The organism is Rheinheimera texasensis DSM 17496 (assembly GCF_000711985.1).
GTDB classification, from domain to species: domain Bacteria; phylum Pseudomonadota; class Gammaproteobacteria; order Enterobacterales; family Alteromonadaceae; genus Pararheinheimera; species Pararheinheimera texasensis.
This window is the reverse complement of sequence record NZ_KL544006.1, coordinates 430,636-448,502: the sequence shown is the minus strand read 5'-3', so window position 1 is coordinate 448,502 and position 17,867 is coordinate 430,636. Positions and strand designations below refer to the sequence as shown.

18 protein-coding genes are annotated in these 17,867 nt (G+C 47.3%); all 18 read left to right on the top strand.

Annotated features, from left to right (window positions below; all coding sequences use genetic code 11):
• Positions 1-511 (top strand): flagellin (locus tag Q399_RS0119210; RefSeq protein ID WP_031571415.1); only part of this gene is annotated, 511 nt, incomplete at its 5' end.
• Between the two features lie 223 nt (positions 512-734).
• On the top strand, positions 735-1,565 hold the full coding sequence (locus Q399_RS0119205) for a flagellin N-terminal helical domain-containing protein (protein ID WP_031571414.1): 831 nt from the start codon (positions 735-737) through the stop codon (positions 1,563-1,565).
• Positions 1,566-1,765: 200 nt separating this feature from the next.
• Complete coding sequence (locus tag Q399_RS0119200) at positions 1,766-2,593, top strand: flagellin N-terminal helical domain-containing protein (RefSeq protein ID WP_031571413.1); 828 nt, start codon at positions 1,766-1,768, stop codon at positions 2,591-2,593.
• Positions 2,594-3,048: 455 nt separating this feature from the next.
• Positions 3,049-3,876, top strand: a complete 828-nt coding sequence (locus tag Q399_RS0119195) for a flagellin N-terminal helical domain-containing protein (protein ID WP_031571412.1) — start codon at positions 3,049-3,051, stop codon at positions 3,874-3,876.
• 148 nt (positions 3,877-4,024) lie between these two features.
• Entirely contained in the window at positions 4,025-4,372 is a 348-nt protein-coding gene (locus Q399_RS0119190) for a flagellar protein FlaG (RefSeq protein WP_157836354.1), read from the top strand.
• Positions 4,373-4,391: 19 nt separating this feature from the next.
• Positions 4,392-5,840 (top strand): flagellar filament capping protein FliD, encoded by a 1,449-nt coding sequence (gene fliD, locus Q399_RS0119185; RefSeq protein WP_031571407.1) that lies wholly within the window; start codon positions 4,392-4,394, stop codon positions 5,838-5,840.
• Positions 5,841-5,851: 11 nt separating this feature from the next.
• Positions 5,852-6,292, top strand: coding sequence for a flagellar export chaperone FliS (gene fliS, locus Q399_RS0119180; protein WP_031571406.1), 441 nt, complete (start codon positions 5,852-5,854; stop codon positions 6,290-6,292).
• Positions 6,292-6,591, top strand: a complete 300-nt coding sequence (locus tag Q399_RS0119175; RefSeq protein ID WP_031571405.1) for a hypothetical protein — start codon at positions 6,292-6,294, stop codon at positions 6,589-6,591. Before fliS ends, Q399_RS0119175 begins: the two co-directional genes overlap by 1 nt.
• 16 nt (positions 6,592-6,607) lie before the next feature.
• Positions 6,608-9,442, top strand: coding sequence for a 6-hydroxymethylpterin diphosphokinase MptE-like protein (locus Q399_RS0119170; RefSeq protein WP_031571402.1), 2,835 nt, complete (start codon positions 6,608-6,610; stop codon positions 9,440-9,442).
• Positions 9,439-10,416 carry an NAD-dependent 4,6-dehydratase LegB gene (locus Q399_RS0119165; protein ID WP_031571400.1) on the top strand — a complete coding sequence of 326 codons (978 nt, stop codon included), beginning with the start codon at positions 9,439-9,441 and terminating at the stop codon, positions 10,414-10,416. Before Q399_RS0119170 ends, Q399_RS0119165 begins: the two co-directional genes overlap by 4 nt.
• A 61-nt stretch (positions 10,417-10,477) precedes the next feature.
• Positions 10,478-11,647: a UDP-N-acetylglucosamine 2-epimerase gene (gene neuC, locus Q399_RS0119160; RefSeq protein ID WP_031571398.1), complete on the top strand. Its 1,170-nt coding sequence runs from the start codon at positions 10,478-10,480 to the stop codon at positions 11,645-11,647.
• Positions 11,644-12,723, top strand: a complete 1,080-nt coding sequence (neuB, locus tag Q399_RS0119155; RefSeq protein ID WP_031571396.1) for an N-acetylneuraminate synthase — start codon at positions 11,644-11,646, stop codon at positions 12,721-12,723. The genes neuC and neuB overlap by 4 nt, the downstream gene beginning before the upstream one ends.
• The gene (locus tag Q399_RS0119150) at positions 12,723-13,388 is read left to right on the top strand and encodes an acetyltransferase (protein ID WP_051686181.1); all 666 of its coding nucleotides are present in this window, start codon (positions 12,723-12,725) and stop codon (positions 13,386-13,388) included. The genes neuB and Q399_RS0119150 overlap by 1 nt, the downstream gene beginning before the upstream one ends.
• Before the next feature lies 1 nt (position 13,389).
• Positions 13,390-14,457: a nucleotidyltransferase family protein gene (locus tag Q399_RS0119145; protein ID WP_031571393.1), complete on the top strand. Its 1,068-nt coding sequence runs from the start codon at positions 13,390-13,392 to the stop codon at positions 14,455-14,457.
• The gene (locus tag Q399_RS0119140; protein WP_037046671.1) at positions 14,458-15,447 is read left to right on the top strand and encodes a Gfo/Idh/MocA family protein; all 990 of its coding nucleotides are present in this window, start codon (positions 14,458-14,460) and stop codon (positions 15,445-15,447) included.
• A gap of 1 nt (position 15,448) precedes the next feature.
• Positions 15,449-16,150 (top strand): acylneuraminate cytidylyltransferase family protein, encoded by a 702-nt coding sequence (locus tag Q399_RS0119135; protein ID WP_031571390.1) that lies wholly within the window; start codon positions 15,449-15,451, stop codon positions 16,148-16,150.
• Complete coding sequence (locus Q399_RS0119130; RefSeq protein WP_031571389.1) at positions 16,143-16,898, top strand: oxidoreductase; 756 nt, start codon at positions 16,143-16,145, stop codon at positions 16,896-16,898. The genes Q399_RS0119135 and Q399_RS0119130 overlap by 8 nt, the downstream gene beginning before the upstream one ends.
• Positions 16,895-17,860 carry a Gfo/Idh/MocA family oxidoreductase gene (locus Q399_RS0119125; protein ID WP_031571387.1) on the top strand — a complete coding sequence of 322 codons (966 nt, stop codon included), beginning with the start codon at positions 16,895-16,897 and terminating at the stop codon, positions 17,858-17,860. The genes Q399_RS0119130 and Q399_RS0119125 overlap by 4 nt, the downstream gene beginning before the upstream one ends.
• Positions 17,861-17,867: the final 7 nt, after the last annotated feature.

The following is a 17,867-nucleotide window of genomic DNA, read 5'->3' as shown; positions in this document are numbered from 1 at the left end:
TGACCGGCTGGCACTGCAAAAAGAAGTATCGGCACTGAAGGCTGAAATCAGCCGGGTCGCGACAACAACTCAGTTTGGTGGCGTGAAGCTGTTAGATGGTAAATATTCATCGACTTTCCTGGTAGGCGCTAATGCGGGCCAGACCATCAGCGTGAATATTTCGCGTACAGGTGGCGGTTTTGGGACTTCAGGCCTTGGTCTGGCGAATTTAAGTATCAGTAGCCTGACAGGTGCCTCAGCAGCCCTGACAGCCCTGGACAGCGCCATCACTATTATCGATTCAAAACGTGCTGACTTGGGTGCACTACAAAACCGGTTCCAATCGACGATCCGCAACTTGTCTAACATTGTGGAAAACGTCTCAGCAGCGCGCAGCCGTATCCGCGATACTGACTTCGCTAAGGAAACTGCAGAATTGACCCGTTCACAAATTTTGCAGCAAGCGAGTACGACGATTCTGGCGCAATCGAACCAAAGACCACAATCAGCTTTATCATTACTGCAAGGTTAATAAAAGAAAAGAATTATATTTTATTTCTGATTTATACAACTCCTGAGCTTTTTGCTCATTGACCATACAATTTATTGTATGGTCTTTTTTATTTTAAAAATAATAATAAATAAAAATAAATATATTCCTAAAGTGTGATTTCTTTTGGTCGATATATTAAATAAGCGGTTTAAATATAAAAGAAGTGCCGCTGATTTTAATTATATGGTTCAGGAGAGATATCATGGCTTTATTTGTCAATACTAACGTCTCGGCACTCAATGCCCAGCGTCAACTCATTAACTCCGGCAAAACTCTGGATACAGCGTTTCAACGACTGTCATCAGGGTTTCGCATTAACAGTGCTGCCGATGATGCCGCAGGCCTGCAAATCAGCAACCGCCTGACTAACCAAATCCAGGGCTTAGACCAGGCCATCCGTAACGCGAACGATGGTATTTCGCTGGCACAGGTCGCTGAAGGTGCAATGGACGAAATAACCACAGCCCTGCAGCGTATCCGTGTGTTAGCAGTCCAGTCACAAAACGGTATCAACAGTTCGGCAGACAGGATTGCTCTGCAAAAAGAAGTGTCCGCGTTAAAAGCAGAAATTAGTCGGGTGGCTACTACAACTCAGTTTGGTGGCGTGAAGTTGTTAGATGGCAAGTACTCTTCAACTTTCCTCGTTGGCGCGAATGCAGGACAAACTATCAGTGTCAATATTTCGCGCACAGGCGGTGGATTCGGCACCTCAGGTCTTGGCTTGGCCAATCTGAGTATAAGTAGTTTAACCGGAGCTTCAGCAGCCCTGACGGCTTTGGATAGCGCAATTACTATTATCGACTCCAAACGCGCGGATCTTGGTGCTATTCAAAACCGCTTTCAGTCGACGATCCGCAACTTATCAAACATCGTCGAAAACGTTTCTGCTGCGCGCAGTCGAATTCGCGATACCGACTTTGCCAAGGAAACTGCAGAACTCACTCGAGCGCAGATTCTGCAACAGGCAAGCACAACCATTCTATCTCAGGCTAATCAGCGTCCGCAGTCAGCATTATCGCTGCTCGGAGGTTAATAGTTCCTGATTTTTGGCTGAGTCGGTAGCCGACTCAGCCGATGTAAGAAATTGAGAGATCTGGATTTCTGTTAAGCATTCTTCATCCAGATCAATGTAATGGCTTATGACACTGCGACGACCCAAAGCGTCTGTTGCTCCTGTCGAAGAAAAGAGGACGGCTTTTATGGCTATGTATTACACAACCGGAGGATGACGCTATGTCATTATTTGTCAATACCAACGTTTCTGCGATCAATGCGCAACGCCAGTTAATTAATTCTGGTAATTCGCTGGATACTTCGTTCAAACGTTTATCATCAGGTTTTCGGATTAACAGTGCAGCTGACGACGCAGCAGGTTTGCAAATTAGTAACCGCTTGAGTAGTCAGGTGAATGGCCTCAATCAGGCCATCAGCAATGCCAATGACGGCATTTCACTGGCGCAGACTGCCGAAGGCGCGATGGAAGAGATCACCACTGCTCTGCAACGGATCAGAACATTGGCGGTACAATCGCAAAATGGTATTAACAGTTCTTCAGATCGGGTCGCTTTGCAAAAAGAAGTGTCCGCGCTGAAAACAGAGATCAGTCGGATCGCGACTACGACCCAGTTCGGTGGCGTGAATCTGCTGGATGGCAAATACTCAGCCAAGTTTCTGGTTGGGGCGAATGCCGGACAAACCATTAGCGTAAATATATCTCGGACTGGCGGCGGTTTTGGTGCATCAGGCTTAGGTCTGGCAAGTCTGTCAATTTCGTCGGTTACAGGTGCGTCAACAGCCCTGGCCAGTATTGACAGTGCAATCAAGACTATTGATGGAAAACGGGCTGACTTGGGTGCGCTGCAAAACCGCTTCCAGTCAACAATCCGTAACCTGAGTAATATTGTAGAAAACGTATCAGCTGCCCGCAGCCGGATCCGTGACACTGACTTTGCGAAAGAAACTGCTGAACTGACCCGTTCACAGATCCTACAACAGGCCAGCACTACAATTTTGTCTCAGGCTAATCAGCGGCCACAGTCAGCGCTGTCACTGCTGGGTTAAACCAGTAGTGTCAGAAGCTCAGTGTGAGCGCCCTGGGGACCGCCTCTGCAGTGCCAGCTGCAGGGGCGCTCTTTTATTATCTCACCGCAAGCTTTTTTTATTCTTTCCTCAGACTTTCTCGCCGTACACTCTTTGGCAAGCAGTGCTAGCGCATTAATCGCTACTCCTGCGGCATGAACTTGCCTGACTACTAAGAAATTTTCGAAATTAATTCGGCTTTTTGCTCTTTTTTGGTAAATCGGCAAAAAAGTGCATGGTTTAACTATTTGAATTTATGAGATAAAAAATATATTTGCCGTTTTTTGGAAAAAAAGTGCCAGAAATTCCTAAAGTCTCTCAGGATGCGGCCGATACCTCAGTTAAGCCAAATTGCAGTTTGGCGAAAATTGCGGGAATCCGCTTAATCAAAGGTTGTGGAAGGTTTGCAGACCGGAATCAACTTTAAGGAGTGACTTATGGCTTTAGCAGTAAACACCAATATATCGTCCTTGAATGCCCAGCGGCAGTTATTGCAATCTGGCAGCTCACTGGATACTTCTTTTAAACGCCTGTCTTCAGGTTTTCGTATCAACAGCGCAGCGGATGATGCTGCAGGTTTGCAGATCAGTAACCGGTTAACTTCTCAGGTTAATGGTCTGAATCAGGCCATCAGTAACGCGAATGACGGTATCTCTGTTGCACAGGTCGCCGAAGGTGCTATGGATGAAATTACCACCGCATTACAGCGCATCCGGACTTTGGCTGTTCAGTCGCAAAACGGTATCAACAGTTCTTCTGACCGTGTTGCGCTGCAAAAAGAAGTTTCTGCACTGAAGTCGGAGATCAGCCGTATCGCCCAGAATACTCAGTTTGGTGGTGTTGACCTGTTAAAAGGTAACTTCTCTGCGAAGTTCCTCGTCGGGGCAAACGCTGGTCAAACTATCAGTGTTAATTTGTCGCGTACTGATGGTAGCTATGGTACTTCAGGTCTTGGCTTAGCGTCTTTGTCTGTATCTTCTGTAACTGGCGCCTCTGCCGCACTGGCAAGTATTGACAGTGCAATCAAAACTATTGACGGCGCCCGTGCTGACCTCGGTGCGTTACAGAACCGTTTCCAATCCACCATTCGTAACTTGTCAAATATCGTTGAAAACGTTTCTGCCGCGCGCAGCCGGATCCGCGATACTGACTTTGCGAAAGAAACCGCCGAACTGACTCGGGCACAGATTTTGCAGCAAGCTAGCACAACTGTGTTGGCGCAAGCCAACACCCGGCCACAATCTGCACTATCATTATTAGGTTAATAGTTCGGATTTTCGTGGAGCGGGGTTTAAAGTTTCCGTTCCCGATGCCGATAGCGACAGGTAACGGTATATGAATATGGTTGAAACGAGTTCATCGTCGCTTTTCCGGCAAAATGCCCCAGTGGCTGCAGTACCGGCAGAGCGAAAAATGGATGAATTTAAAAACCAGATCAATACTGCAACCCGAGGTTCCGGGACTGATAAAGACGCTTCTGCATCAGTCCAGGACGCCGGGGGCAGCAGCACTCCCTCGAAAGAGGAATTGGGCTCTGCCGTTGAAAGTATTAACCAGTTTGTCAGTGCACAAATGCGCACTTTAAATTTTTCGGTGGATGAAAGCTCCGGAAAAGCAGTGGTCAAAGTGATCGACTTTGAAACCAAAGACGTGATCCGACAGATCCCTGGCGAAGAAGTGCTGAAAATGGCGAGTGCAATCAAGAGGTTGCAGGACGATCTTGGGTCAGCAATGGGCTTGCTGGTCAACAATCAAGTGTGAATAACGGTGAGGATGGATCATGGCAATTTCGGCATTAGGTACAGCGTCCGGGCTTGACCTCGAAAGCCTGGTAAAGCAATTAGTCCAGGTTGAGCGTAAAGCGAAAGACGACAAACTGACCAGTGTACGGAAAAACCTTGATGCATCCTTGTCCGGTTTCGGCAAACTAAAATCGTCTATATCTAAACTGCAAGATGCGGTAAAAGCACTGAGTATTGAAAATCTGAGTGCGCGAACCACAACGGTTAAACAACCGAACGAAGATAAAACTTATGTTGGTGCGACAGCGAAAACCACAGCTACGCCAGGTAATTTTGACATCAAAGTCAATGCGATTGCCGAGGGGAGCCGGCTGGAGTCAAATGACGGACTCTTTACTGATGCAAACAGTATCGTTTCAACAACTACAGGTAAAATGACTTTTACCGCCGGAACTAAGACATTTGATGTTGATGTTACCGCTAACATGACATTGGACCAGCTCCGGAAAAAAATAAACAGTGCCAGCGCAAATTTTGGCGTCAGTGCCAACCTGATTAACGCAGGCGGTACTGCAGGTACTAAATTGGTCGTTACTTCCAATGTCACAGGCACGGGCAATTCTCTTCAAATCAGCAATAACAATGCAGAGCTAGATAAGCTGTCAACCGTACTGACCGGTGCAGGTCCAGCGGGGATGCAGGTGAAAAAAAGTGCTGCTGATGCCTCGGTGACTATCGATGGCATTACCACGACCAGCAAAACTAATACCTTCTCTAACGTCATTCAGGACGTAGAACTGACAATATCAAACGTTACCCCTGCCGGAGAAAACGCGACTCTGACGATCGCTACTGATAACAAAGCGGCTGAAGACAAAATCAAAGCATTTATGGATGCATATAATGCGTTGGTGACAGAAGTCGGTGATCTGACCAAAAATCGTATGTTGTCGTCTGATGGTAAAACCGTACTAATCGAGGGGGGAGCGCTAAACAGTGATCCGATGGTACGGTCAGTCATGTCACAAATCACCAGCCAGGTCAGTGGTGCTGTCAAATCTGCCGATCCAAAACTGAATACCTTATATGCGCTGGGGATCACCTTCAACGACCAGGGCAAAATGGAAATCAGCACCAAAGGATTGTATGGCACTGATTCAGGGCGTGAGCGGTTAGATAAAGCATTAAATGAAAATTATGACTTGATCGGACAGTTTTTTGCTAATTCTGACGGCATAGGTAAGCAACTGGAGAAACTGTCCAAAGAATTTACCCAGCGTGGCGGATTGCTGGCTGGTAAAGAAGAATCAATCAAAAGCCAAATCAAAAAAAATGATAAAGACCGTGAAGCTTTTGAAATCGCTATGTTTAGTTTCGAATCGACCATGCGGCAGCGCTATGGCGCTCTGGATACGCAGCTTGGTCAAATGCAACGAACTTCCAGCTATCTGACCGCACAGCTGGCCTCTTTACCTAAGTTTTCTTAACGGGATTTCATATGAGTTACGGTATCAACGCTTATAAATCAGTTGGCGTCAAAAATGACCTGGCGGTCGCAGACCCTCATCGGGTTATTCAATTACTGATGCAAGGCTCTCTTGAGAATATGGCGAAGGCAAAAGGTGCCATGGAACGCAAAGAGTTTGCGGTCAAATCACAGACTATATCCAAAGCCATGACAATCATTGCCGCGCTGCAAAACTCTTTAGATATGGATGTCGGTGGCGAAGTGTCACAAAATCTTTGGTCGTTGTATGACTTTATGATTAATCACCTGATGCTGGCGAGTCGTGAAAATAACACTGCGAAGGTAGATGATGTTATCGATATTATGCTGAAGATAAAATCGGCCTGGGATTCCATTCCACAATCTGAAAAAGAAAAAGGCTTTCAGTTGTTGGCCGAACGCGGCGCACAGCCTGCATTGGCTACGGCCTGATGAGCGAGACTTTTGCTGATATTCAGGGACTCAGACAGCAGATTGATGCACTCTGCGCTGAGCCGAATTATGATTTAGAGGTTTTTGCGGCGCTCTGGTTACAGTATCAGCAAGCCCTTGAATCGTATTGTGTTAGAGCAGTTAAAGACCAGACATTTGAAAGCGTATTGGCAGACAACTTGCAGTGGGTTACTCTGAAGACTAGTCAACTGACTTCTGAACGAGAAACCGCTGCAGCTGCATTATTAACAGTATCAAAAAGTAAAAAAGCGCTGCACAGCTACGGTCAGAATAACTAACCGGACCCACGCTTATATGCTGAAGTACATCAATCATCAGTTGCTTGACGACGAGCAACAGCAGGCAGCATTAGAAAAAAAAATTGCCCCGCAAATCAGCCAGAATATTCGCCAGAATATTGACGCTTTTCGCCAGCATATTCCGTCAATGGTTTCTATCATTGAACAACACGAAGTTCAGCAGTTTTCAATTTTTTGTACAAACCTCGGTAAGCTGAATATCGTTGATTTTGCCACGGGGCGGGTGTTTTATAATCCAGATCCTGAAGCTGAAGTTGCTGCTGAAATTGCGGATTTTTGTAATCAGGCTCCTTATTTTAATCTGCGCGGAACTTCGGACGGGCAGGCTTGGCGTCAGCAACCACTCCCCGCCAAAACCGATGTTGTATTGGTTTTCGGGCTCGGTTTGGGGTTGCATCTTGAACAGTTGATACAGAGCTGTCGTATTCGGTTTTTGATTGTTTATGAACCCTCTGTTGATATTTTGATGTGTTCGCTGCAGGTTGCCCGATGGGATCAATTGTTAGAGCTTGCCGCAGTAACTGGTACGCATATTTTCCTGCAGATTGGCAGTGATGCGACTAGCATCCCAGTTGAGCTGGCTGAACTCCTCCAGTTTGATAACGAGCTTAACCAGTTGTTTGTCTACCGCCACAGTTTTCATCCGATGATGGATGATGTTATTCATCATCTGATGTCATTACATGGGCAGACTGACAAAATACTGCATACCGGACATCAATTTTCGGCATATTCTGATAGTAACCAGTATGTTGCTGAACGAGCATCCAACGTACTAGGTACTTTCCAACCTGAACCGCTTGTTGATGATGCTACTGTCGGCAGATATAACCGCAATATGGATTGCTTACAGCGGCTGCTGCCAAAAGTCCACCAAACAATGCTGAATTATCAAAACAAGCACTGGCAACTCGTGCAGGATGCTTCAGGACAGGCCAATTTGTATCACAGCAGGCGCCGTGCATTGTTGCAGCTTGATTTAGCCAATGAATCCGGAACTCTGGTTAGATATTTCGAACAACATCCGTTCAAGGATGATGTGGTCCTGAACCAGCGTGTAAGCAGAAAAGTTATGAGTTATCTGCATTTCCAGAAAATTCAGGCGTTACAGCCCCTGTTGACAAAGACCATGGTGAATCATGCGGAATTACCACATGTAGTTGAATCGCTGATCATCTTTGGGGTTGCTCTTGGCAAGCATATCGAACTGCTGACCGAGCAGCATGACATTCGTCATTTGTACATTTGTGAGCCTAACCTGGACTTTTTTGCTGCGAGTTTGTACGTCACTGACTGGGCGAGAATTCTGACAGATGCTGATGAACGCAAGGCCAGGGTTTATTTGAATCTCGGTGGTGATGGCAGCCATTACTTTTACGATTTAATGGCTCAGTTTTATCAGGTTGGCGCATACTCCATCGCAGATACTTATATGTTGTCGTCTTACTACAATGTGACATTGCAAAAATCTATCGGTGATTTACGCAGTGAACTGAAAGTTGTACTGGCGATGGGCGAGTACTATGACCATGCCCGGTTTGGTCTGGCGCATACTTATTTCAGTTTGGCCAATGGCTATCGTTATCTGCGTAATGATACGAACAGCTTTAAGCAGCACTCAGGTCTGGATTTGCCTGTTTTTATTGTAGGGAACGGCCCGAGCTTAGACCACTGCTTTGAATACCTGCGCACTTACCGTGATCAGGTTATTGTGATCAGCTGCGGTACCGCTTTACGTTCATTACACAATCAGGGCATCCGGCCTGATTTTCATGCAGAGATAGAGCAGAATCGTGCCACTTTTGACTGGATCTCGCAAATAGATGACTCTGATTATCTTAGAGAAATCAATCTGTTGAGTGTTAATGGTATTCATCCTGATACTGCTGCTTTGTTTAAGTCAACTTATTTGTGCTTCAAGGACGGTGAAGCATCAACCTATGTGTTTAACAACGGTCTGAAAAAGCGCGGTATTCAGGCTGCATCACTGGCATATGCTTATCCTACCGTTACAAATATGGTGATGAATTTCGCCATAAAACTGGGCATTAAATACTTCTATTTGTTTGGCGTTGACCTCGGGTTTGTCGATATCAATTGCCACCATTCTCAGTTTTCTTCCTACTACAAGGCCGATGGCTCTCAGGTATATAACTACCAGGCTCGTCATGGTGGAGGTGTGCCTGCTGTTGGTAATTTCCGTCAAACCTTGTTCACGAAACCGGAGTTTGATGTTTCACGGAAATTGATCGAGCAGGCTATTGCAAAAGCAGGTCGAAAAATTGAAGTTTATAACTGCAGTGATGGCGTTAAAATTAAAGGTACAGTGCCGCTGCAGCCTGAAAATATACTACTCGAGCCGATTGCAGATAAAGCAGACCGGATTCAAACACTAATTGATGCTGCGTTTTATCCGGAACTATCACAGCACGCAGACCCAATTTACGCAGCATTGGATCCCGACTTATTTCATCAATCAATGCAAGACTGGTTGTTATTGCTGGCAGAAGACGCTGTTGATGCGGAAACGGCAAGAACCTTGTTAAATTCACAATGGGAATTCATGCGCAAAAGGGCTGTTACTGAAAACGATCCAACCTTCTGTCTGTTCCACGGTAGTTCAAATTTCATTGCCGCCGTACTGACAAAAATTGCTGCGAACATCAGAGGCGCTGATAGCGACGCTTTAGTAACTTTTAATGAAGTACTGGCTATTTGGCGCTCTTATATAAGAGAGGGGATGGAACTCTATTTGGCTGAGCCTTTGAGTCTGGATCAAGTCGATGTGAATTACCTTTTTACTCCGCCGGCAACAGGAGCCAACGCATGAAAGTTTTAGTTACAGGTGCAGATGGTTTTATTGGCTCTCATCTGACCGAAATGCTGTTGGCAAAGGGCTACGAAGTACGCGCACTCAGTTATTACAATTCTTTTAATAACTGGGGGTGGCTGGAGCAGGTTAGTGCGCATCCAGGGCTTGAAATTATCAGCGGTGATATTCGGGATCCATTTTTCTGTCGAAAACTTTGTGAAGGTGTGGAGCAGGTATTTCATTTAGCAGCGCTGATTGCGATTCCATACTCTTATGTGGCACCTCAAAGCTATCTGGAAACCAATGTACAAGGAACTCTAAACCTGTGCCAGGCTGCTCTTGATGCGGGGGTAAGCCGGTTTATCCAGACGTCGACCAGTGAAGTCTACGGCACGGCGCAGTATGTGCCAATTGATGAAAAGCATCCTCTGCAGGCGCAGTCGCCTTACAGCGCCTCGAAAATTGGCGCTGATGCTATGGCAATGAGTTATTTCCACGCCTTCAAGCTGCCGGTAACCATTGCAAGACCATTTAATACTTATGGTCCGCGACAGTCAGCCCGGGCGGTGATCCCAACCATTATTGGTCAGATAGCCGGCGGTGCCAAAACGATAAAGGTCGGTGATTTGACGCCCACCCGCGATTTTAATTTCGTCACTGATACCTGCGATGGTTTTATTGCTCTGGCGCAATGTGATGCAGCAGTTGGTGAAACCGTTAATATCAGTTCTAATTTTGAGATCTCGATCGCAAACACATTGGAGCTGATTAAAGAATTGATGCAGAGCGAAGTCGAATTCGTCACCGATGCACAGAGAATCAGACCCGCTGGCTCGGAAGTATTTCGTTTGTGGGGGGATAACGCCAAAATGCACAGACTGACGGGTTTTAAACCCAGGGTCGATCTCCGCAATGGTCTTCAGTCGACGATTGACTGGTTTCTGCAGCCTGAAAAACTGGCTAGCTATAAACCACAACAATACAATCTCTGATCTTTGACGGGGGGTGATTACGTCCCGGTTGCAAGAATATTGCCTCCACAGGAGTGAGCAGATGAATAATCCCGAACGTCGAATAGCTGTATTTTCCGGTACTCGGGCTGATTACGGCTTACTGTTTTATTTGCTGAAGGCTATCGAAAACGACCCTGCCCTTGAGTTGCAATTGATTGTTTCAGGCAGCCATTTGTCACCTGAGTTTGGGTCTACTATCCAGCAAATTGAAAGCGATGGATTTGTAGCTGCCGCGAAAGTCGACATGTTGTTATCTGCTGACAGCGCCGTGGCCACCGCAAAAAGTATGGGGCTTGGTATTATCGGTTTGACCGATGCTTTGGACCGACTCAAACCAGACATCTTAGTGATTGCGGGAGATCGCTACGAGGCTTTGGCCGTTTGTCAGTGCGCATTGTTGTTGCACATTCCGGTGTTTCATCTGCATGGGGGCGAGCTAACTTATGGTGCCTATGATGATTCTATCCGGCATGCTATCAGTAAATTGAGCCAATACCACGGCACATCAACAGAGACTTACCGGCAGCGCTTGATTCGAATGGGCGAAGCACCTGAACGAGTTTTTACTGTAGGCGCTCCGAGCCTGGAAGCGCTGTTGAATCTCCAGTTTCTGGAGAGGTCAGCATTGCTGCAAGAACTGAATCTGCCCCAAAACGCGGACTACTTGCTGATTAGTTGTCATCCTGAAACGCAGGATGTCGGCCGTTCGATTGCGCTGCTTGAGAATTTACTGACGGTGTTGTCCGAGTATGATTCGTTTTATTTGGTGTTTACTTATCCAAATGCCGATGAGAGCGGGCGTCGCATGATACAACGACTACTTCAGTTCGGCGAGCTCATGGGCGAACGGGTTCGATTGTTTAAGTCTTTGGGGCAACTCAGATATTTATCCGCTGTAAAGCATGCCGCATTGGTGATTGGTAATTCTTCAAGCGGCGTGATTGAAGTGCCTTCTTTTAATATACCCAGCGTGAATATTGGTCAGCGGCAGGCAGGCCGGATCTCTGCAGCATCTGTGTTTCATTGTGATGAAGCTACCGACAGTATCCGGCAAACGATCGCGCAGGCATTATCTTTTAAAAATCAAGATGTAGAGAATCCATATTGGCATGGTGCCGTCAGTGGTCGAATGATTGCATTACTCAAGACTGTAGAGTTGAGTTGTACAAAGTTCTTTTATGACAAATTAACGGAAGGACCGGAACAGTGAGCAAAACCCTCGTCATTGCGGAAGCCGGTGTAAATCATAACGGTGATGCAGATCTTGCTTTTGCACTGGTAGAGGCTGCGGCAGCAGCATGCGCTGATGTCATAAAGTTCCAGACCTTTCAGGCAGACTTACTGGTGGCGCCCCAGACGCCAAAAGCCGCATACCAAAAACAATTAACTGATGCTGCCGAAAGCCAGTTAGAGATGCTGCGCCGATTACAATTGTCAACCCAACTTCATTTTGACCTGAAAAAGCGGGCAGAGGAACTTGGCCTGGAATTCATGTCGACTGGTTTTGACTTTCCCAGCACTGATTTCTTATTCACACTGGACCTTAAACGCTACAAGATCCCATCTGGCGAACTGACCAATGCACCATTGCTGTGGCACACCGCAAAACGCGGCCGACCACTGCTATTGTCAACCGGAATGGCGACAATGGGAGATATTGAAATTGCCCTGGCCGTCGTCGCGCACGCAACACATTCTGCGCGGCCACCGACCGGAATGGCTGAAGTCTGGCAATCCTGGAATAATCCAGCAGCAATAGAAAAAATGCGTGCACAGGTGACGTTACTACATTGCACATCTCAGTATCCCTGTCCGGACGAACTGGTGAATCTGCGGGCGATGACAAACTTGGCTAATGCGTTTGGCGTTACAGTGGGCTATTCAGACCATAGTTTGGGATGCCTGGTTCCAGTAACTGCCGTGGCACTTGGCGCCTGTGTCATCGAAAAACACTTCACTTTAGACCGTAATTTACCAGGACCAGATCATCAAGCATCACTTATACCGTCTGAGCTCAGTCAAATGGTGAGTGACATCCGCAGAGTTGAGCAAATTCTCGGACATGGCATTAAACAACCTCAGTTCGTGGAATGGCAAACTCAGCAAGTCGTCCGACAACGACTGGTAGCAAAGCAGCCAATAAAGTGCGGACAATTGTTTGATGAGCATAATTTGACCACGGCGCGCAGTGTCAGTGGCCTCGCTGCTGTTCATTACTGGGACTTGCTTGGTAAACCTGCAGGGCAGGATTATTTGCCCATGTCACCAGTGGTGGAGTCCATATAGTGAAAAATGTAGTTCTGCTTGGTGCTGGCGGGCACGCTAAAGTAGTTCTGGATGCCCTGCAATTGAGTGGGTACCGGGTGAACGGTGTTATCAGTCCGGATTTGGTAGCGATGAAAGCCACGCACTGGCGTGGATTACCTGTTTTAGGTGCAGATGACGCATTAAATCTTCTATCGCAGGAGACAGACCTCCTGGCGAATGGTTTGGGCATGCTGCCGGCGCAAACACGTCGCCGACAATTGTTTCTTGATGTGAAAATGGCAGGTTTTCAATTTGTTCAGGTGTTGCATCCGGCTGCCGTGATTAGCGACAGTGCGAAATTGGGGGAAGGTGTTCAGGTATTTGCTGGCGCAGTGATTCAAGCTGACGCTGAAGTCGCCGATAACGTGATTATCAATACCAGAGCTGTCGTTGAACATGACACTTATGTCGGCGCGCATAGCCATTTAGCCCCCGGGGCTGTCGTTTGCGGCCAGGTGGCAATAGGGTGCGATGTGTTTGTCGGTGCGGGTGCAACTGTAATTCAAGGGATTCGTGTTGGCGATGGTGCTGTCATTGGCGCCGGAACTGCAGTAGTTCGCGACCTACGCGCACACATCTGGTGTAGAGGATCAACTGGGGTATGTGTTGATAAATCCGATACAGGGCAAATTGGAGAGCAATAACATGGCAAAACAGTCACGTTGGGAACAAATTCTGGTAGCCCCACATCTACCAATAGCCGAAGCCGTTGCCCAGATGGACCAGTTTGGCAGACGCAGTCTTGTTGTTGTCGATGATGTGGGACGACTGCTCGGCACCGTGAGTGACGGCGATGTGCGTCGCGCTTTGTTGCGTGGCATTGATTTGGCATCTCCTGTGGCTGCTATCATGCAAAAAGAGCCTCGGGTTGCGCAAAAAGACTGGAGTAAAACCCGGTTGCTGTCTTGTATGGAGCGTTATCAACTGCTGCTTTTGCCGGTCATTGATGAAGACCGGATCGTGATTTCAATCGCTTTTCTATATGATTTACTTCAAAAACCGCGGCTAGACAACGCCGTGTGTCTGATGGCCGGCGGATTTGGCACTCGCCTTCGTCCTTTAACAGAATCATGTCCCAAACCCATGCTTAAACTGGGCGATAAACCAATTCTGGAATTGATTTTGCTCCGGTTTATCCAGGCTGGTTTTCATCGTTTTTATATTTCCACGCATTATATGCCCGAGCTTATTCGGGATTATTTTGGGGACGGGGGGCGTTGGGGCGTCGCCATCGAGTATTTGCATGAACGGGAACCCTTGGGAACTGCCGGAGCCCTTGGTCTGATGCCGCAAGAAGAATTGGAAGAGCCAGTATTTGTGATGAATGGGGATTTACTGACAGAAATTGATTTTCTGCAGTTACTGGCATTTCACGAAGAGCAAGGTGGCGATTGTACGCTCTGTGTGCGGGAGTTCGACTATCAGGTGCCTTACGGTGTAGTGGGTACCAATGGCCACCAGGTAACATCTATTGTTGAAAAGCCGATCAATAAGTATTTTGTCAACGCCGGTATATATGTTTTATCGCCAGCATTTATACGACAGGTTCAGGCCGGGACCAAAGTTGATATGCCGACTCTGCTGAATAGTTGCATGCAAAATGGCGGGAGAGTGAACTGCTTCCCGGTTGAGCAAGACTGGATTGATATCGGACGCCTTGATGATTTTAAAAAAGCACAGCAGCTGGTAAATGCGGCATTACAGGAATTTTAAGTGAAGCCTGAGCCATTTCCTCCAACGCGGATAGTGATCATAGGAGCGGGCAGCATAGGATGCAGGCATCTGCGCAATGTCAGCATGGTTTGGCCGACCTGTCAGGTTAGCGTTGTTTCGGCCAGTGGGCGCATGCTCTCAACTGAGGAGTTGCAGGGACAGCAGCAAATGTCATTGGCTGAAGCGCTTGCTTTGCAACCTGATTTTGCAATAGTCGCATCGCCGGCTCCCTGGCATTTAGAACATGCCCGTCAATGTCTGCAAGCACAAGTACCCGTCTTAATCGAAAAACCCCTGAGTCACAGTTACAGTGAGGCTAGTCGTTTTTTAGCTGAAATGGGTAGCACTGAGTTATGCAGCCTGGCTTATTGTTTGCGATATCTGCCTTCGGCACAAGTTGTCAAACAATGCCTTAAGGAACAACGGTTAGGTCGCTTATATTCAGTCCAGTCTATCGTTGGCCAGCAGTTGAGCCAGTGGAGGCCAGCCAAAGACTATCGTTCTTCCGTATCTGCAAGTGCAGAGTTAGGCGGTGGCGTTTTACTGGAGCTGAGTCACGAATTCGACTATTTGCTTTGGTTATTTGGCCCGCTTTCTACCCGATATTGTCATGTTTCCGTGCAAGGAGAATTGCAACTGGATGTTGAAGAAAGTGCCGATCTGGTGTTGAGCGCAGATGGTACGCTGATGTGTACTTTGCACCTGGATTTTTTGCAACAAGTGGCACAGCGGCGTTGTGTCATTAGTGGTCAGTTCGGCCGGATAGAATGGGATTTGTTGAAAAACTCGGTGCTTTGGGTCAATCAACATGGCGAAGCGTGGCTTTATAACGAGCCACAATGGGACAAAAACCTGATGTATGTGTCTTTGCTAAAAGATTTTGCTCTGGCATTACAACGGGGGATGTCTGCACCGGTGCCATTGAGTGATGGGGTCGCGGTACTGGAATTAGTTGAACAGGCCAAAACCTTAGCCATGGTAGGAGGATAAATTGCGGACTTTCGCTTTTGTATTCGCCAGAGGAGGCTCAAAAGGCTTGCCAGGCAAGAATATTCGGCCAATGTTGGGTAAGCCATTACTGGCATATTCGATTGAATTGGCAAAAAAAATGGCAGTTTTTGAACAGGTGTTTGTATCGACTGATGATGCTGCCATTGCTGAAGTTGCTATTGCCTGTGGTGCTGAAGTGATTGAGCGGCCTGCAGATCTGGCCGCTGACCATAGTCCGGAAATTTTGGCCTGGCGACATGCGATTCAATGGACGCAGGAGCGTTACGGTCCGTTTGAGCGTTTTGTCAGTCTGCCGGCTACAGCGCCACTGCGTGCGATGCTGGATGTTGAAAATGCTTTGGAGGCGCTTCATGTGCGTCAGGCCGACATATGTCTGAGTATGACTCCGGCTCAGCGCAGTCCATATTTCAATATGGTAAAGACTAACGCCGAGGGGTTGATTGAATTGGCTTGTTCAGTTGAAGGTACCGTTGTGCGACGGCAGGACGCTCCGGTGTTGTTCGACCTTACTACAGTGGTATATGCAACTTATTGCTCTTATGTAATGAATTGTATCAGTTTGTTTGACGGTCGGGTGACTGCGGTCGAAGTGCCCAAAGAGCGCGCCGTGGATATTGATGACTGGGTTGATTTTCAACTCGCAGAGACATTAATGGCCGTCCGGGAGCGTCAATATGCTTGAGGGTAAAACTATTCTGGTGGCAGGAGCCGGCGGTCTGTTGGGCTGTGCTCTGAGTGTTGAGTTACAGCGCAGAGGTGCGCATTTAGTATTAGCAGATCTGCGGCTACCGGAACTGACCAATAGATTATCAGCTGTCGGAGTCGACCTCAGTAACGTTGAGCTTCATCAGACAGATTTTAATCAGACAGATGCCGTGCGGGAATTATTCGCGCTATATCCAAAGCTTGCTGGCGCGGTAAACTGCACCTATCCAAGAACCAGCAGCTATGGGCGGCATTTCTTTGATGTTACGCTGGAGAGCTTTAACGAAAATGTTCAAGTGCATTTAGGTGCTGCATTTTTGTTCTCCCAGCAAGCGGCCTATCATTTTCAACAACAGCGACAGCCGTTTTCATTAGTCAATCTTGCATCGGTTTATGGTGTCGTCGCGCCCCGTTTTGAGATCTATGACGATACGTCGATGACGATGCCGGTCGAATATGCGGCAATTAAGGCCGCGGTGCTGCAACTGACAAAATATGTCACTTGTTATGTCAATGATTCAGATTTCAGAGCAAACGCAGTGAGTCCTGGCGGGATTCTTGATCAGCAACCAGAGGCTTTTTTAGAAAAATATCAGCAACAGACCTGTGGTAAGGGCATGCTGAAGCCGGCTGATATTTGTGGAGCCATTGCCTTTTTGCTGTCAGATGACAGCAAATATATGCAAGGACAGAATCTGATTGTTGATGACGGATTTACGCTATGACAAAGCCTGCCTTTGTGATTTTGCTGGTCGGAGCGGGGGAGCTTGGTTCACGGCATTTGCAATCACTGGCATGTTTAGCCGGAAGTCAGATTGATGTGATTGAGCCCTCAGAGGCTGCTTGCCAGATTGCAAAAACGCGACTGGCGCAGGTAGAAGTTTTAGCAAAGGTGTCTTTCTACTCATCTGACAATACACTGAAACTGAACTACGACCTTGCCATTATCGCGACCAGTGCAGCCATCCGATTTGAAGTGACGAAACAATTGCTTCACAAAACTAAGTTAGATTATCTGATCCTTGAAAAAGTGCTTTTTCAGCGTCCGGAACATTACCATGAATTAAAACATCTGCTTGAGGAGCATCAGGTTAGCGCTTATGTGAACTGCCCGCGCCGTCTCTTTCCGCTTTATCAGCATCTCAAGACATTAGCTCGTGGTGGCCCTGTATCAATGCATGTAACTGGCAACAATTGGGGGCTCGCCTGTAACAGTATCCACTTTATCGACCTGGTGAGTTATCTGACCGATAAAAAGCTTGAGGCTGTTGATTCGACTCAATTGCAAAGTTGTTTCGCCAGCAAAAGGCCCGGTTTTTTGGAAGTTTCAGGTCAATTGACTGCGCACTTTCAGTCGGGTTCAACTTTGCAGCTGCAATGTTCGGCAGATGAACTCAATCCAGCTCTCGTGACTATTGACCTGGTTAGTGCCGCCGGGCATTGGCAGATCGACGAAAGCAAGGGACGGGTAAAGTGCCGGCAAAGTGGCGTTATTCTGTTGGATGGATTGCCGACGTTGTTTCAAAGTCAACTCACTGCTTCTGTTGTGCAAACCTTGCAACAACAAGGGGCGTGCAGTTTGACGCCTTATAATGAATCTGCAGATTTACATTTGCCTCTGATCCAGAGTTTGCTGCTTTATTTCAACAAGATGCATGGACCGATGGATCTGTGCCCCGTGACCTGAGGACTTG

What these genes read in the sequence shown, in the direction of transcription:
- fliS (WP_031571406.1), top strand. Translation starts at nt 5,852, where the DNA reads ATGAGTTACGGTATCAACGCTTATAAATCAGTTGGCGTCAAAAATGAC.
- Q399_RS0119130 (WP_031571389.1), top strand. Translation starts at nt 16,143, where the DNA reads ATGCTTGAGGGTAAAACTATTCTGGTGGCAGGAGCCGGCGGTCTGTTG.
- Q399_RS0119175 (WP_031571405.1), top strand. Translation starts at nt 6,292, where the DNA reads ATGAGCGAGACTTTTGCTGATATTCAGGGACTCAGACAGCAGATTGAT.
- Q399_RS0119170 (WP_031571402.1), top strand. Translation starts at nt 6,608, where the DNA reads ATGCTGAAGTACATCAATCATCAGTTGCTTGACGACGAGCAACAGCAG.
- fliD (WP_031571407.1), top strand. Translation starts at nt 4,392, where the DNA reads ATGGCAATTTCGGCATTAGGTACAGCGTCCGGGCTTGACCTCGAAAGC.
- neuC (WP_031571398.1), top strand. Translation starts at nt 10,478, where the DNA reads ATGAATAATCCCGAACGTCGAATAGCTGTATTTTCCGGTACTCGGGCT.
- Q399_RS0119195 (WP_031571412.1), top strand. Translation starts at nt 3,049, where the DNA reads ATGGCTTTAGCAGTAAACACCAATATATCGTCCTTGAATGCCCAGCGG.
- Q399_RS0119200 (WP_031571413.1), top strand. Translation starts at nt 1,766, where the DNA reads ATGTCATTATTTGTCAATACCAACGTTTCTGCGATCAATGCGCAACGC.
- Q399_RS0119205 (WP_031571414.1), top strand. Translation starts at nt 735, where the DNA reads ATGGCTTTATTTGTCAATACTAACGTCTCGGCACTCAATGCCCAGCGT.
- Q399_RS0119145 (WP_031571393.1), top strand. Translation starts at nt 13,390, where the DNA reads ATGGCAAAACAGTCACGTTGGGAACAAATTCTGGTAGCCCCACATCTA.
- Q399_RS0119165 (WP_031571400.1), top strand. Translation starts at nt 9,439, where the DNA reads ATGAAAGTTTTAGTTACAGGTGCAGATGGTTTTATTGGCTCTCATCTG.
- Q399_RS0119125 (WP_031571387.1), top strand. Translation starts at nt 16,895, where the DNA reads ATGACAAAGCCTGCCTTTGTGATTTTGCTGGTCGGAGCGGGGGAGCTT.
- Q399_RS0119190 (WP_157836354.1), top strand. Translation starts at nt 4,025, where the DNA reads ATGGATGAATTTAAAAACCAGATCAATACTGCAACCCGAGGTTCCGGG.